At 67.1% G+C, this 15,382-nt stretch carries 8 protein-coding genes; 5 read left to right on the top strand and 3 right to left on the bottom strand.

The features are described from left to right. Positions 1-229: 229 nt before the first annotated feature. Positions 230-1,213 carry a threonine/serine dehydratase gene (locus K2R93_13805; GenBank protein MBY0490912.1) on the bottom strand — a complete coding sequence of 328 codons (984 nt, stop codon included), beginning with the start codon at positions 1,211-1,213 and terminating at the stop codon, positions 230-232. A 253-nt stretch (positions 1,214-1,466) separates the two neighbouring features. Here K2R93_13805 and hslV point away from each other — a divergent pair, with 253 nt between their 5' ends. Next, positions 1,467-2,006 (top strand): ATP-dependent protease subunit HslV, encoded by a 540-nt coding sequence (gene hslV / locus K2R93_13800; GenBank protein MBY0490911.1) that lies wholly within the window; start codon positions 1,467-1,469, stop codon positions 2,004-2,006. 15 nt (positions 2,007-2,021) lie between these two features. On the opposite strand, the gene K2R93_13795 is transcribed toward hslV, so the two are convergent. After that, the gene (locus tag K2R93_13795) at positions 2,022-4,388 is read right to left on the bottom strand and encodes a hypothetical protein (GenBank protein MBY0490910.1); all 2,367 of its coding nucleotides are present in this window, start codon (positions 4,386-4,388) and stop codon (positions 2,022-2,024) included. A gap of 34 nt (positions 4,389-4,422) precedes the next feature. Between K2R93_13795 and hslU the strand changes: the two genes are divergently transcribed. From hslU to K2R93_13780, 3 genes are all read left to right on the top strand, one after another. Then, complete coding sequence (gene hslU / locus K2R93_13790; protein ID MBY0490909.1) at positions 4,423-5,817, top strand: ATP-dependent protease ATPase subunit HslU; 1,395 nt, start codon at positions 4,423-4,425, stop codon at positions 5,815-5,817. A 285-nt stretch (positions 5,818-6,102) separates the two neighbouring features. After that, the gene (locus K2R93_13785) at positions 6,103-8,769 is read left to right on the top strand and encodes a TonB-dependent receptor (protein ID MBY0490908.1); all 2,667 of its coding nucleotides are present in this window, start codon (positions 6,103-6,105) and stop codon (positions 8,767-8,769) included. After that, positions 8,766-11,528 (top strand): TonB-dependent receptor, encoded by a 2,763-nt coding sequence (locus tag K2R93_13780; protein ID MBY0490907.1) that lies wholly within the window; start codon positions 8,766-8,768, stop codon positions 11,526-11,528. Before K2R93_13785 ends, K2R93_13780 begins: the two co-directional genes overlap by 4 nt. A gap of 50 nt (positions 11,529-11,578) precedes the next feature. Here the strand turns inward: K2R93_13780 and K2R93_13775 are convergent, their stop codons facing one another. Beyond that, positions 11,579-12,529, bottom strand: a complete 951-nt coding sequence (locus tag K2R93_13775) for an alpha/beta hydrolase (protein MBY0490906.1) — start codon at positions 12,527-12,529, stop codon at positions 11,579-11,581. Between the two features lie 177 nt (positions 12,530-12,706). Between K2R93_13775 and K2R93_13770 the strand changes: the two genes are divergently transcribed. Next, positions 12,707-15,373 (top strand): serine/threonine-protein kinase, encoded by a 2,667-nt coding sequence (locus tag K2R93_13770; protein MBY0490905.1) that lies wholly within the window; start codon positions 12,707-12,709, stop codon positions 15,371-15,373. Positions 15,374-15,382 lie beyond the last annotated feature (9 nt).

Genomic DNA, 15,382 nt, shown 5'->3' with positions numbered 1-15,382 from the left:
GAGTGCGGATAGAAGAGTGGATCGGGACGGGCAGTCCCCGCGTCGCACCGATTCTCGCGCAGGACCCAGCCGCGAGGCCACCACGGTGGCCTTGACTAGTTGGCCTTTCTCATAGAAGGCATCCGAGGCGGCGAGGCATCCGAGGGGACCGTGAGACTGGCCACGTGTCCCGAATGACTCGGATCGCACGGATGCCTTGGATGCAATCAGTTCAAACCCGCTCCGCGATTTACGACGGCGTCCCGCCTGCAAAGATGGTCGCTGCGCGCGCCGCATCGAGATTGCCGCCGCACATCACCATCCCCACCGTCTGTCCGGCGAGGGTCGGCGCGAGTTGCTGCAAGCCGGCCAGCCCGGTGGCACCAGAGCCCTCGGCGAGATTGTGCGTGATGCGCCACAGGTCGCGCACACTCTGGGCAATCGCGTCTTCGCTGGCCAACACGAAGCCGGCGAGCGCCTGCTGCAGCGACGCGAAGGTGAGCTCGTACGTCGAGCCGGTCGCGATCCCTTCGGCGAACGTGCGGACGGGGCCGCCCGCGCGCGGGGCCTTGGCGTGCCACGCGTCGTGCTGCGTGGGCGCGCCGGCAGCACCAACCGCATACACAGCCAGCCCGGGCTTGAGGACATCACGGACAATGGCGGCGCCCACGGCCTGTGAGCCACCGCCGAGCGCGATGATGAGCGCATCCAGCTCCGGGACCTGCTCGAGGAACTCGGCGGTCATGGTACCGGCGCCCGCGATCACCTGATCGTGGTTGGTGGAGTGCACCAGCGTGCGCCCCTCGCGGTCGGCGATCTCGCGACAGGCGGCCGCGGTCTCATCGTATGTCGCGCCCACCTCGATGACGGCCGCGCCGAGCGAGCGCATGACCGCGCTCTTCTCCGGATTGTTGCCCACCGGCACGCAGATGGTGACCGATACGCCTCGCTGCGCGCCGGCCCACGCGAGCCCCTGCCCGTGGTTGCCGGTGCTCGCCGCGATCACCCCACGCGCCGCTGCGTCCGGTGAGAGCGCGGTGATCGACGCGGTGCCGTTGCGCACCTTGAAGCTGCCCGTGGGGAGGTGGTTCTCATGCTTGACGAACACCCGGACCCCATGGCCGACCAGCTCGTCGAGCATCGGGTAGTGGCGCGCCGGCGACGGATCGAAGAACGGCCGGATACGGGCGCGCGCGGCGGTGACGTCGGCGAAGGTGATGGGGTGGGGGCTCATGCTGCATCCTGCGCTATCCCATCGCGCCCCCGCAACCCCACCATTGATCGGACATCAGACGTCGGCCCCGATCAGGCATCAGACCTCGGTCTCGGACTCGGAGGTCAGACCCCGGCATCGGGACTCGGACCTCAGCGCCGATGTCTGAATCCCGAAGTCCGACCCCCGACACCCGCGCCCGAGACCGAGTTCTGAAGCCCGACTGCTTCCGACGTCCGAGGCCCGATCTACGGCGGATGGCTACATTTCACCCATGCCGCTGCCTCAAGTCCGCGCTACCACCATCCTCGCCGTTCGCCGCGATGGCCGCGTTGCCATCGGCGGGGATGGGCAGGTCTCTGTTGGCGACACCGTCGCCAAGAACACCGCTGTAAAGGTCCGTACGCTCAAGGGCGGCCGGGTACTCGCCGGCTTTGCCGGCTCGGTGGCCGATGCGCTCACCCTCTTCGAAAAGTTCGAGGAGAAGCTCGAACGCTATCCCGGCAATCTGCCCAAGGCCGCCGTGGAGCTCGCCAAGGAGTGGCGCAGTGACCGCGTCCTCCGTCGACTCGAAGCCATGCTCATCGTGGCCGACGCGAGCCACGGCTTCATGCTGAGCGGCAACGGCGAGCTCATCGAACCCGACGACGGTATTCTGGCCATCGGCAGCGGCGGCGCCTACGCGCAGGCCGCGGCGCGGGCTCTCGCCCGGGAGACGACGCTGTCGCCGAAGGAGATCGTGGAGAAGGCGCTCACGATCGCCGGCGAGATTTGCATCTACACGAACACCAACATCACCGTGCTCGAGGCGTGAGGGCCCGACGGCGACTTAGTGGCCGCCGCTCCGCATCACCCAGCTCGCCTTCACGAAGAAACCGTCGCTGACCCGCCGCAGGCGATCGAGCGCCAACGCCTCCGGTTCCGTCAGGCTCGAGCCATAGCCGGCAAAGAACACCGTCCCCGGGCTCGGCCGGTAACTGAACAGCCAGTCCGCGCGCAGCAGGTTGCTCCGCGTCGCACTGCTCGGGGCATAGCTGCCGTCGCTGCGGCGCTGCACGAGGATCGTTCCCGTGCGCCAGTCCACCAGCGCCTCGCGACGGCTCGCCTCGTACTGCGTCACCAGGCGCACGAAGATGCTGCGCGTCATCTGGTACTCGGCCTTGAGCCGTGGGATCTGCGTGCTGAAGCTGGTGAAGCCGTCGGCGCGCCGCACGAACTCGTTGCTCGCGTACGTCGCGTTCACGCGCAACCGGGTGTCCGGTCGCCAGTCCAGCGAGCCGCTGATGGCGGTGCGGTTCACGCGCGCCGTCTCGTTGAAGTCCACGTCGTTTGCGCGTAACAGCGAGGTGCTCGCCGCAAAGCGCCGGAACTGCGGCGTGCCGAGGGTGAGCTGCGTGGAGAACGTGGAGATGCGCGGGCTCGGCACGAACGGCGTGACCGTGCTGCCGGAGCGTACGCCGAGCGTGCTGTACACCGCCGGATCGAAGGCGTAGCTGTTGATCGCCGGCGTGAAGCCCACCGACCAGCCGCGACGGAACGTGGTCGTGTTGCTCACACTCGCCTTGCTTTCGAGCAGCGGCTGCCCCTTGAAGAAGTCGGCGTAGCGCCACAATCCACTGGCCGACATGAAGATCATGTCGCGCTCGAAGAACTTGCCGGGCTTGCCGAACAACGTGACGCGGTTGCTCGCGTTGGGCTGGACGTAGCCGGTGCGGGCCACGAAGCCGTTGTCGGTGCGAAAGCCGGGCTGGATGCCGATCAGGTTGTAGTGAAAGCCCCATGCGCGGCCGGTGCGATCCACCACGGCTTCCCACAGCGCACCGCTCTGCCGGGTGCTGCCGGCCGCGGTGCGGCTCACGGCGTACTGCCCCGACGCGTAGTACATCCGGCCGAACACATGGCGCACATCCGCACCCATCATGCGATTGGTGCGCGCCGGGCTCACGCGTTCACTGAACACCACGCCGCTCTGCGACTGCACGCTGAAGTCGCGCGTGAGGCGCACGATGTCCACCAGGGGCTTCTCCCGGTCGTTGGCACCGGGTGGCGCGTCGAGGGCCGACATGACCGCGAGGTTGGCCCGACCGAGGCGCCCGGTGAGCTTGAGCGCGGCGTTGGGCTGCACGATGCGCCGGGTGTACACGAGCGTATTCGGCACATTGAACTGATCCGACCCCTCTACGAAGAACGGGCGACGCTCGGGGTAGAACAGGGCAAAGCGGGGGTCGGCAGCGACCTGCGTGGCATCGGCTTCGACCTGCGAGAAGTCAGGGCGGACGGTGCCATTCAGCACGAAGTTGCTGCCGAGCCCGAGGCGCACGTTGCCACCCACACGGGGCGTGTTGCTGTAGCGCCACGCGCTGGGGTCCGCGGAAGGCGCCGCACCGGCGGTGCTGTTGGTGAGCTCCGGGTTGAGTTGCACATCAAGCCCCCGATGGAGGTCGGTGAGCCCGCTGATGAACCCTTCCTGCGCGATGAAACTGGCGGCGCCGCGCTTGACCGGCGTCCACGTCTCCTCGTAGCCGCTGTGCTGCACCTTGCGGTTGAACTGAATGCCCCAGCGCTGCGGTGAGCGCACGGGGAAGCGGAGGCTCGTGTACGGGATGCGGATCTCGACTTCGTAGCCGTCGGAGAGCACGTGGCCACGCGACTGCCAGAGGAAGTCCGCACTGAGGTCGTTCTGCCCGGGCATCACGTTCGCCCCGGGAATGAACCCGCCGCCCTCGGCCTTGGTGCCGTCGGCCTGAATGCCCAGCGGGTTCACCATGAAGACGAAGGCGCGCCGACGCTCCTGGAACGGGTCGAGATGGATCTCGACGTAGTCGTCGGCGCTGATGCGATCGCGGTCGGCGAGCGTGGCCCGTACCACGCCATGCGGCTCGAACGCGCGCACGCCGATGTAGAGCGCGCTGCTCGAGTACCACACGCGCACATCGGTGGAGTCGGGTGCCGGGCGGCCGTCGGTGGGATTGTAGAGCGAGAAGCCCGTCAGCACCGGCGCATCGCGCCAGACGGGCTCGTCGAGCGTGCCGTCAATGACAACGGAATCGGCCCGTGGCCGTCCGAGCGCCACATCGGTCTGGCCGTTGCGGGCGTGGTAGACGGTCGGGAGCGGATCATGAGCGGCCGGCGCGGGCAGGGAGGCGCCGGCGGCGGCGCCCAACTGCAGCGCCACCGCGATACTGGGGAGCAACATCCCCGAAAGCTAGAGAGTTGGTTAGCGTTCGCCTATGCCTTCTCCCCGTACCCAACAGGCGATTGCCCGCCTGGCCGACCTGACGCCTCGGCAGATTGTCGCCGAGCTCGATCGCTTCATCGTGGGGCAGGCCGACGCCAAGAAGTCGGTCGCCATTGCCCTGCGCAATCGCTGGCGCCGGCAGCGGGCGCCGGAGTCCATTCGCGACGAGATCTCTCCCAACAACATCATCCTGATTGGCCCCACCGGGGTGGGAAAAACCGAGATCGCGCGGCGCCTCGCCAAGCTGTCGGGGGCGCCCTTCGTCAAAGTGGAGGCGTCGAAGTTCACCGAAGTCGGCTACGTGGGGCGTGACGTCGAAAGTATGATCCGCGATCTCATCGAGAACGCGATCGACATGGTGCGCACCGAACGCGAAGCCGAGGTCGAAGATCTCGCCAACGAAAAGGTGGATGAACGCATCCTCGACCTGCTGCTCCCCACGCCGCCGGTACTGGCGAACGAATCACCCGAGGCGAAAGACGAGCACACGCAGGCGGTCGAGCGGCACAAGCGCACGCGTGAGAAGCTCAAAGCGTTGCTGCTGGATGGGCAGCTCGATCAGCGCGAAGTGGAGATCGAGGTTACGCAGAGCGGCCCCGGTATGCCTGGTGCCATGCAGCCCGGCGCGCCGGAAGGGATGGAGAGTGTGGCCGAGTGGTTCCGCGACATGCTCCCCAAGCGAAAGAAGAAGCGCACCGTGAAGGTGAGCGAGGCACGCCGCATTCTGCTGGATGAGGAGCTCGACAAGCTCATCGACCTGGACGATGTCACGACCGACGCGCTCGACCGCGCCGAGGCGATGGGCATCGTGTTCCTCGATGAGATCGACAAGATCGCTGGCGAGCGCGGGCAGGGCGGGGGGCCGGATGTGTCACGCGAAGGGGTGCAGCGCGACCTGCTCCCCATCGTGGAAGGCTCCACGGTGCAGACGAAGTACGGGAATGTGAAGACCGATCACATCCTGTTCGTTGCTGCCGGCGCGTTTCACGTGAGCAAGCCGAGCGATCTCATTCCTGAGTTGCAGGGCCGCTTCCCCATTCGCGTGGAGCTCAAGGCGCTCACCGAAGCGGACTTCGTGCGCATCATGACCGAGCCCGAGAACGCGCTCACGCGGCAGTACGCCGCGCTGGTCGCGGCCGAAGGCGCGAGTCTCGAGTTCAAGGAAGACGGCATCGCCGAACTCGCGCGCGTCGCCACGCGGGTGAACGAGCGCATGGAGAACATCGGCGCCCGCCGCCTGCACACCGTGATGACGACGCTGCTGGAGGATGTGCTCTACGAACTGCCCGATCGCGGTACGGACGCCGTGGTGGTGGACGCGGCGATGGTGCGGGAGCGGCTCAAGGCGATCAGTGAAGACGAGGATTTGCGGAAGTACATTCTGTAGTTCTATTAGGACCGAACAGTCCGGAATGAGAATCCAGCCCCTGAGCCCACATTAAGAACGGCTCGCGGGCATTCCGTTGGCGGCCAGACCCCGACAGAATGCACGCCCCGGGCTTGCCCGGGTCCCGCCCGGCCGCGCCCCTCCGCGGCTGTATGCGACTTCGTTCCCTCTCCTCACGGAGTCCTCGAAATGGTTGCGTGGTTGTCGCGATCGGCCCGATCGTGGCGGCCGGTTGATGCGCGTGCGCATCGACCCCTGGCCGCTGTAGTGGCGCTCTGCGCGCTGTTGGTCTCTCCCCTCTCCCTGCGCGCACAGGGGACCGGTGTCCTGGCCGGAAAGGTGGTCGAGCAAGGGAGCGCGGAAGCTGTGCAGGGCGCGTCCATCAGCGCCGTGGGCACGCAGCGCGGCGCGCTGACGCGTGCCGATGGTACCTATCGCTTCGCGCTCCCCGCGGGCCGCTATGAGATCGTCGCCCGCCTTCTGGGCTATGCCTCGAAGCGGGTCACGGTCACCATCGCCGCGGGCCAGACCGTGACGCAGGATTTCGCCCTCGAGAAGGCCGGTGCGCAGCTCGCGGCCATCGCGGTGGTCGGATCGCGTCGCACCGCCGAGCGGGTGGTGTCGGACGCGCCGGTTCCGATCGACGTGATCACGGCCGCGGAGATGAAGCAGACCGGGCGCACCGAGACGACGCAGATCCTGCAGATGCTCGTGCCGTCGCTCAACTTCCCGCGCACCAGCATTGCCGGCGGCACCGACATGCAGCGGCCGTTCACGCTGCGCGGCCTCACGCCGGATCAGACGCTGGTCCTGGTGAACGGCAAGCGTCGCCACACGGGCGCCGTACTGGCGCTCAACAACTCCATCGGGCGCGGTACGACCGGCGTGGATCTCAATGCCATCCCGGCCAGCGCCATCGAGCGCATCGAAGTCCTCCGGGACGGCGCCGCCGCGCAGTATGGGTCTGATGCCATTGCCGGCGTGGTAAACGTTATCCTCAAGGGCGCCGGGAGCGCGTCCACCGACTTCTCGCTCACGTCGGGGGCCACGTCCGATGGCGATGGCGAAACGATGCAGGCCGACGCCTCGCACACGTTCACCATCGGCAACGACGGCTTCCTGAACATTTCCGGCGAGTATCGCAGCCGCGGCCGGACCAACCGGTCGCTGCCGGAGTTCCAGCCCACCGGGTGGTATCTCAGCGATGCGACCGCCGATCCGGGGCGCCTCGACTACGCGCGCCGCTACACCAACTGGTTCGGCGATGCGCCCACGGTGGAAGGCGGCGCCTTCTTCAACCTCGGCAAGCCGCTCGCCAACGGCCTGCAGTTCTACGCCTTCGGCGGAACCACGCTGCGGCAGGCCACGGCCTACGGCTTTTCGCGCCGCTCGCGTGACGATCGCACGGTGCGCGGCCTCTACCCCGACGGCTTCCTGCCGGAAATCGTGGGCACGAGCTCCGACGCTTCGCTTTCGGCGGGCGTCAAGGGCAATGCCAAGGGATGGGCGTGGGATGCGAGCCTGGTGAACGGCAACAACTACTTCCGCTTCAACCTGCGCAACACGCTCAATCCGACCTACGGCCTCGCGAGTCAGAAGCAGTTCTACGCCGGGTCGCTCAACTCCAATCAGTTCACGCTCAACCTCGACGCCACTCGGACCGCCTCGCTCGGGTTCGCGAAGCCGGCCAACATCGGCATCGGGCTCGAGTCGCGTCGCGACAAGTACAACATCTACGAGGGCGAACCCGCGTCGTACAATGACGGCGGGCAGCGCATCCTCGACGGCCCGAACGCCGGCCGGCCGGCCATCACCGGCTCGCAGCTCTTCTTCGGCTTCCGCCCGGTGGACTACACCAACGCCACGCGCACCTCGTACGCGGGCTACGTGGACGTGGAGCAGGAGCTCCATCCGCGCGTCACGGTCGGCGGCGCGGCCCGCGCCGAGCACTTCTCGGACTTCGGCAGCACCGTGATCGGCAAGGGGACGCTCCGCGTGCAGGCGATTCCGGAGCAGCTCGCCCTGCGCGGCGCCATCAACTCCGGCTTCCGCGCCCCGTCGCTCGCGCAGATCTACTACTCCGCGTCGGCGTCCAACGTGCTCGTGGTGAACGGCGTCCCGACGCCGAACGAAGCGCGTACGATTCCGGTCAACACGCCGGTGGCGCAGGCGCTCGGCGCCAAGCCGCTGCTCCCCGAGAAGAGCCTCTCGTACACCGCCGGCTTCGTGTACACCCCCACGAAGTCGTTCTCGGCGACGGTGGACGGTTTCAACATCCGGATCGACGATCGCATCATCCTGTCGTCGAACTTCACCGGCGCGCGCATCCAGTCCATCCTGTCGCAGTTCCCGGGATTCACCGGCGACATCCGGCCGCGCTTCTTCACGAACGCCATCGACACCCGCACGCGCGGCGTGGATGTCGTGCTGCGCTATGTGCGCAGCCTCGACGACGGGGGCACACTCAAGTTCACGGGTGGCTTCAACTACTCCGAGAACCAGATTCTCAACGACAGTATTCCGAACCCGCCGCAGCTCGCCGGTGTCTCGGAGCTGCTCTTCGATCGGACGGAGCGGGCGCGTCTGGTGGAAGCGCAGCCGCGCACGAACGTCCGCCTCGGCGCCACCTACCTCAAGGGGCCGTGGTCGTTCGAGTTGCAGCAGGCGCAGTTCGGCTCGTTCATCACCCGCTCCGACAATCGTGAGAGCGCGGCGGGCCGGCTTGGCGACCAGAAGTTCAGCGCCAAGTGGATCACCGACATCAGCGCCTCGTACGACTTCGGCAAGGTGCGGGCAACGGCTGGCTCGGACAACGTATTCGGCGTCTACCCCGACCGCATCTCGCTGCTCAACCCCGACAACTACTTCGGCTCCCGTATGTACTCGCCCTTCTCGCCGTTCGGGGCCAACGGGCGCTTCCTCTACTTCCGTCTCGCCTACACGCCGCGATGATCCGCCTTCTCCATTCCCGATCCGTCGTGGCCGTGGGATTGCTGGCCGCGACGTTCCTGCCGAGTGTCCTGCGCGCGCAGGGCCCGACCGGTACGCTGACCGGTACGGTCACCGAGGCCGGCACCGGCAAGCCCATCTCTGGCGCGACCGTGTTTGTCCTGGGGACGCCGCGGGGCATGCTCACCCGTGAAGACGGCACGTATCGCCTGACGGTACGCGCCGGAAGCTACGATGTCACGGCACGCCTCGTCGGCTTCGGTTCCGCCAAGCGCCGCATCACCATCGCGGCGGGGCAGACGCTCACTGAGAACTTCACGCTCGACAAGTCGGCGGTGAACCTGCAGGCGGTGGCCGTGGTCGGCACGCGTCGCACGGAGCGCTCCGTGACCGACGCGCCGGTGCCGATCGACGTGGTCACCTCCGAGCAGATCAAGCAGACCGGCCGCACCGAGCTGGGGCAGATCCTGCAGATGATCGTCCCCTCGCTCAACTTCTCGCGGGCGACCGTGGCCGATGGCACCGATCATCAGCGGCCGTTCACGCTGCGTGGTCTCGGCCCCGATCAAGTGCTGGTGCTCATCAACGGCAAGCGTCGACACAACGGCGCGCTGGTGAACATCAACAACTCCATCGGTCGCGGGTCGGCGGGTGTCGATCTCAACGCCATTCCGGCCACCTCCATCGATCGCATCGAAGTGCTGCGCGATGGCGCGGCGGCGCAGTACGGCTCGGATGCCATTGCCGGTGTGGTCAATGTGGTGCTCAAGAGCAACGCGCCACTCGAGGCCTCGAGCACGGTGGGGGTGACCGAGAAGGGCGACGGGCAGGTGACGCAGGCGGACCTGGCGCGCGGTTTTGCGCTGGGCGGCAGCGGGTTCGTGCACCTCTCCGGCGAGTTCCGCGATCGTGGCTTCACCAACCGGTCACTCCCCGATCTGCGGCCGCAGTACGGTGACTCCATCAGCGTTGCCAACGGCGCGTTCGTGCGGTCCACCAACCCGCGCCAGAACGATCCATACCGCCTCAACCTGATCAATCACCGGCAGGGCGATGCGGCGACGCAGGACGCAGTGGCGTTCCTCAACGCCGGCAAGACGTTCAGCAACGACGTGACGCTCTACGCCTTCGGTGGCCTTGGCCGTCGCAAGGGTGAGGCGGCGGGCTTCTTCCGCCGCGCGGGCGACAACCGCACGGTGCGCGCGCTGTGGCCCGACGGCTTCCTCCCGCTCATCCGCTCCACCATCGTGGATCGGTCGCTGAGCGTGGGGCTCAAGGGCACGAACGCCGGCTGGAAGTGGGATGCGAGCTCGGTGTACGGCTACAACGGCTTCCGCTTCGATGTGGCGAACAGCAACAACGCTTCGCTCGGCCCGCTGAGCCCCACCAACTTCTACGCCGGGCAGCTCCGCTTCACGCAGATCACCAACAACATCGATCTCTCGCGGGCCGTGAACGTGGGGCTCGCCGCCCCGCTCAACGTGGCGCTTGGCGCGGAGAATCGCATCGAACGCTACGGGATCGGCCAGGGTGAGCCCGATTCGTGGCGTGACGGTGGGGGGCTGCTCAAGGCCAACGGCCGGTCGCTTTTCACGCCGGGCGATTCGCTTGTGCGGGCGCTGCCGGGCGCGCAGGTCTTCCCCGGCTTCCGGCCGCAGGATGAGAAGGACGAAGGGCGCACGGCCTTTGCCGGATACGTCGATCTCGAGACGAAGCTGACCCCGACGTGGCTCGTGAATGTCGCCGCGCGCGGGGAGCATTTCTCCGATTTCGGTAGCGCGATCATCGGCAAGCTGGCGTCGCGTTACGAGCTGGGCACGACGTGGTCACTGCGTGGTGCGGTGAGCACCGGCTTCCGCGCCCCGTCACTGGCGCAGAGCTTCCTGTCGGCGTCGAGCACGAACTTCATCGGCAACCCGCCTATCCCGCAGGAAGTCGTGACGCTTCCCGTGGGGAGCGCGGCGGCGCGGGCACTCGGCGCGACGGACCTCAAGCCGGAGAAGTCGCAGAACCTGAGCCTCGGTGCGACGTGGACGCCGGCGCCGAGCTTCACGGCGACGCTCGATGCGTATCGCATCACGATCAACGATCGCATCGTGTTCTCGGAGAACCTGCTCGGGACGCAGGTGGCGAGTGCCCTCTCGTCGCTCGGGTACTCGGCGAGCACCGCCGCGCGTTACTTCACCAACGCCATCGATACGCGCACGAATGGCATGGACCTCGTGTTCAACTACGGTACGACGCTCGAGAACGGGGCCACGCTGCGCACGACGTGGGGCACCAACTGGGGGCGCACCTTCGTGACGCGCATCCAGGACAATCCGAGCCAACTTGCAGCGCTCAACGCCAAGATCTTCGGGCGCGTGGAGAAGAACCGCATCGAGGAAACGCAGCCGCGTCTCAACAGCCGGCTCACGGTGAACTACCAGAAGAAGGCGCTCGGCTTCGAGGTGCAGCACGCCTACTTCGGCACCGTGTGGCTCAAGCAGGGCGCGATCGTGGACAACACCGGCGCGCCGGTGCCGCTCACCACCACCGCGCAGGCCGATCAGACGCTGCGCGGCAGGTGGATCACGGATGCGAGCGTGTCCTACCGCTTCACCAAGGTCACGCTCACCGGTGGCTTCGATAACCTCTTCAACGTGTACCCCGACCGGAACATCGCGATCAACTCGAATTCCGGGATCTTCCAGTACTCCGGCTTCTCGCCGTGGGGCTTCAACGGGCGGTTCACGTACGTGCGGTTGAGCTACCGGCTGTAACGCAGGACCCAACACCTCAAGCCCGTAACTCTGAACTGATCGGTTCAGGGTTACGGGTTTTTGGTTGTGGGTCGTGGGTTGTTGCGGGTCAGGAAGTCGAGCAGCAGTGAGTCCACCACTCGCGCCTGCTCCATGTGCGGCAAGTGTCCCGCATTGCTGATGGGGTGCCACTCGGCCTGCGGGATTCCCTTCCGCACCTGCTCGGCGTTGGCGATCGGCACGGTTTTGTCTTCGGTGCCCCAGATCAGCAGCGTCGGCTTGCCGGCCTTGCCGGTCGTGGCGTAGAGCGAATCCAGGTTCACCGTGCGGTTGGCCAGAATCGTGGCACGGAGCGCGCGGCCGAAGCCCTTGAACTGCATCTGCACGCGGTACTTGTCGGCCCAGTCCGGCCAGCCTTCCGGATGCACGAAGTCGCTGGCCTGGCCGTCAGCCATGCCAGGCACCGCGAGCGTTTGCCAGAGGAAGGGGCCGATCAGTGGTGCGGCCATGTACCACGGCACCTGGCGGAGGGAGCCCGCCGCCGGGTCCACCAGCACATGAGTCGCGACGCGCTCCGGATGGCGACCCACGAAGGTGCTCGTCACCGGGCCGCCGTATGAAAGGCCCATCACGTGCACCGGCTCCTTCCAGCCAAGGGAGTCGAGCAGGCCGGTGAGTTGGCGGTCGAAGAGGCTGAAGTCGTACGTCGTCTCGGGGCGGTCGGACCAGCCGCGCCCGTAGGTGTCGTAGCGGGCGACGCGATAGCCCGCGGCCGTGAGCGCCGTGAAGGTCGAATCCCAGATGTAGGCGGGCACCGAGAAACCGTGCACGAGCACGACGCGCGCGCCGGAGTCGGGGCCGGAGACGTCGTAGTGGGTGATGCCGTCGGGGAGGTGCACGAAAGCGCCGCCGGCCGATTGGCGGGCGTCGTCGGCGAGCGTGCGATGCTCAGGGTCCTTCGCATTGAGCCAGAAGGTGCCGGCGGCGAGGGCGGCAACGAAGAGCAGCAGAAGACGGCGCATGAGGAACCGGGAAAGGGAGTCCCCGAGGCTACGCGTCGCCTCGGCGAATGGCGAGTCCGTCGGTTCGCGAACGTATTGTAGAGCTCGCTGATCGCGTCGATTCTCGCCGAAGGAAAGCCAAGGACGAAACCGTGCGGTTTTGTGACGAACACGACAATTTGGACCTCGATGAGTGTAATGGACCGCCTCGCTCCCGCGCTGGCCGACCGCTACCGCGTCGAGCGAGAACTCGGCGCCGGCGGCATGGCCACCGTCTATCTCGCGCACGACCTCCGCCACGAACGGGATGTGGCGATCAAGGTGCTGCATCCGGATCTGGGGGCGACGCTCGGCAGCGAACGCTTCCTCGCGGAGATTCGCACGACGGCGACGCTGCAGCATCCGAATCTCCTGCCATTGTTCGACAGTGGCGAGGCAGATGGCCTGCTCTTCTACGTCATGCCCTTCGTCGAGGGCGAGACGCTTCGGGTACGCCTCGATCGTGAGAAGCAGCTCCCGCTGGACGAAGCCCTGCGACTGACCACGGCACTGGCGACGGCGCTCGGGTATGCCCACGCGCGTGGGGTGATCCACCGCGACATCAAGCCCGAAAACATTCTGCTGCCGGCCGCGCAGCCGGTCATCGCCGATTTCGGGATAGCCCTGGCCGTTCGCAATGCCGGCGGTGCTCGTATCACGCAGACGGGATTGTCGCTGGGAACGCCGCAGTTCATGAGTCCCGAGCAAGCGATGGGGGATCGCGTGTTGGACGCGCGCACCGATCAGTACTCACTGGCGGCGATCCTCTATGAGATGCTGGCGGGCGAACCGCCCCACAGCGGGACCACCGGGCAGGCGGTGATTGCCAAGCTGCTCACGGATGTGCCGCGACCGCTCCGTAGTCTGCGTGCGTCGGTACCCGGCCACGTCGAGGCCGCGGTGCGGCGGGCACTCGAAAAGCTGCCGGCCGATCGCTGGTCGTCGGTCGATGAGTTCGCCGCCGCGCTGCGTACCCCCTCGGCGTTCGGCGACATGGCCACGGCGAGTCACCCTCCGGTGGCGTCGCGTCGGTGGCCGACGGCATTACTTGTGGCCGTCGCCCTGCTCGCCAGCGTGGCCGCGGTGTGGGGATGGCGCCGTCCCATGCCCACGACGCCAACGGTGCGCTACGCGGTCGCCCTCGACTCCGGCGAACGGCTTGGCGGAAGCGGCACACGCCTGGCGCTCTCGCCCGACGGGTCCTCGCTCGTCTACACGAACGGTCTCGACCGGCGACTCTGGATCCGCCGGCGCGATGCGCTGCGAGGCGTTCCGATTCCGGGGACGGAGGATGCGCAGTCACCGTTCTTCTCGCCTGACGGGACGCGCATAGGCTATCTCACGCCGTCGCGCGGGATGCGCCTTATTGCCCTCGATGGCGCCGGTCTCACGGCGGTGACGGACTCCGTGGTCGGGCTCGCTGGCGCGGTGTGGTCCGATGCGGGGATGATCTACGCCGACGCGATCGGCAATCGCGGGCTGGTGCAGGTCGAGGCGCGCCCCGGGGCGACGCCCCGCCCGTTTACCACCAGTGACACTGCCGCCGGTGAGGTGAACCACGCATGGCCCGAGATGCTGCCGGACGGAGGCGCCGTCCTCTTCCAAATCCGATACAGCATCAACTCCGCTCGTCGGCACACGATCGGCATCGCTGACGTCGCGACGGGCAGGCATCGCGTACTCTGTGACGGGATCTACGCCCGAGTGCTTCGTCCGGGGTACCTGCTGATCGTTGGAGAGGCGGGAGAGCTCTCGGTCGTGCCATTCGATCTTGAGAAGCGGCAGTTGGCGGGAGAGCCGCGCTCCCTGGGGGTGTCCGTCCGGGTGCAGACCTCGCAAGGCGCTGATGTTGCGGTCTCCCGAGATGGTCGCGTCGCCTACGCGACCGGTTCCGGCGCCGCGGAGTGGGAGCTCGCGCGAATCGATCGTGATGGCCGCAGTGCGCCCTTCGATACGGCATGGCGCGATGGATTCACCAGCCCGCGCCTCTCACCTGACGGTGAGGCCTTGGCCGTGCTTGTTGGAAACAGCGTGACGGATCAGGATGTGTGGATCAAGCGCGCCACCGCCGAACCGTTGCGCTTGACGCTCGATTCCCGGTTCATACGGAGCGTGACGTGGGGGCCCGATCCGTTCTCGGTCACCGTGGTGGGATTGAATCCAGCCGAACAGCGCTTCGATGTGTTCGTGCAGCGCGCCGACGGGCGCTCAACGCGAAGAGTCATTGCGCTGCCGAACAGCCATCAGGCGTCCGGGGTGGAATGGTCGCCGGACGGGAAGTGGCTCGTGTACGAGACGTCTGCGATCGATGCGAACGGCCGCCAGGGGAACGGCGACGTCTACCTCTTTCGACCGGGCATCGATTCGGTTGCCACGGCAGTCGCCGCCACCAAGGCGATGGAGGGGGCACCGGCGATCTCACCTGACGGACGTTTGCTCGCGTTCACCTCGGGGGTGACAGGACGATCCGAGGTCTACGTCGTGCCGTTCCCGAATGTCGGCGATGCCAGATGGCCAATCTCCACGAACGGAGGCGGCGATCCGCGCTGGTCGCGCGACGGCACGCGACTGCTTTATCTGGATGGTGCGAGACGCTTGCAGGCCGCCGAGGTTTCGCCAGCTGGCGGATTCCACGTCGTGCGGACCGCGGCATGGCCAGGTTCCGTGGAACTCGGCGGTACCCGCGCCAACACTCGGCTCTACGACCCGATGACAGATGGCAGCATCCTAATTGTGCGACCGGTTGAACGGGCGCAGGGCGCGCGGCTGGTCATTGTCGAGAACTGGCTCGACGAACTGCGCCGCTCAAGCTCGGACGCCCGATGAGCGCGCGCA

It is taken from the genome of Gemmatimonadaceae bacterium (assembly GCA_019752115.1).
In the GTDB taxonomy this organism is placed as follows: domain Bacteria; phylum Gemmatimonadota; class Gemmatimonadetes; order Gemmatimonadales; family Gemmatimonadaceae; genus Gemmatimonas.
This window is presented reverse-complemented; position numbering and strand designations above follow the sequence as displayed.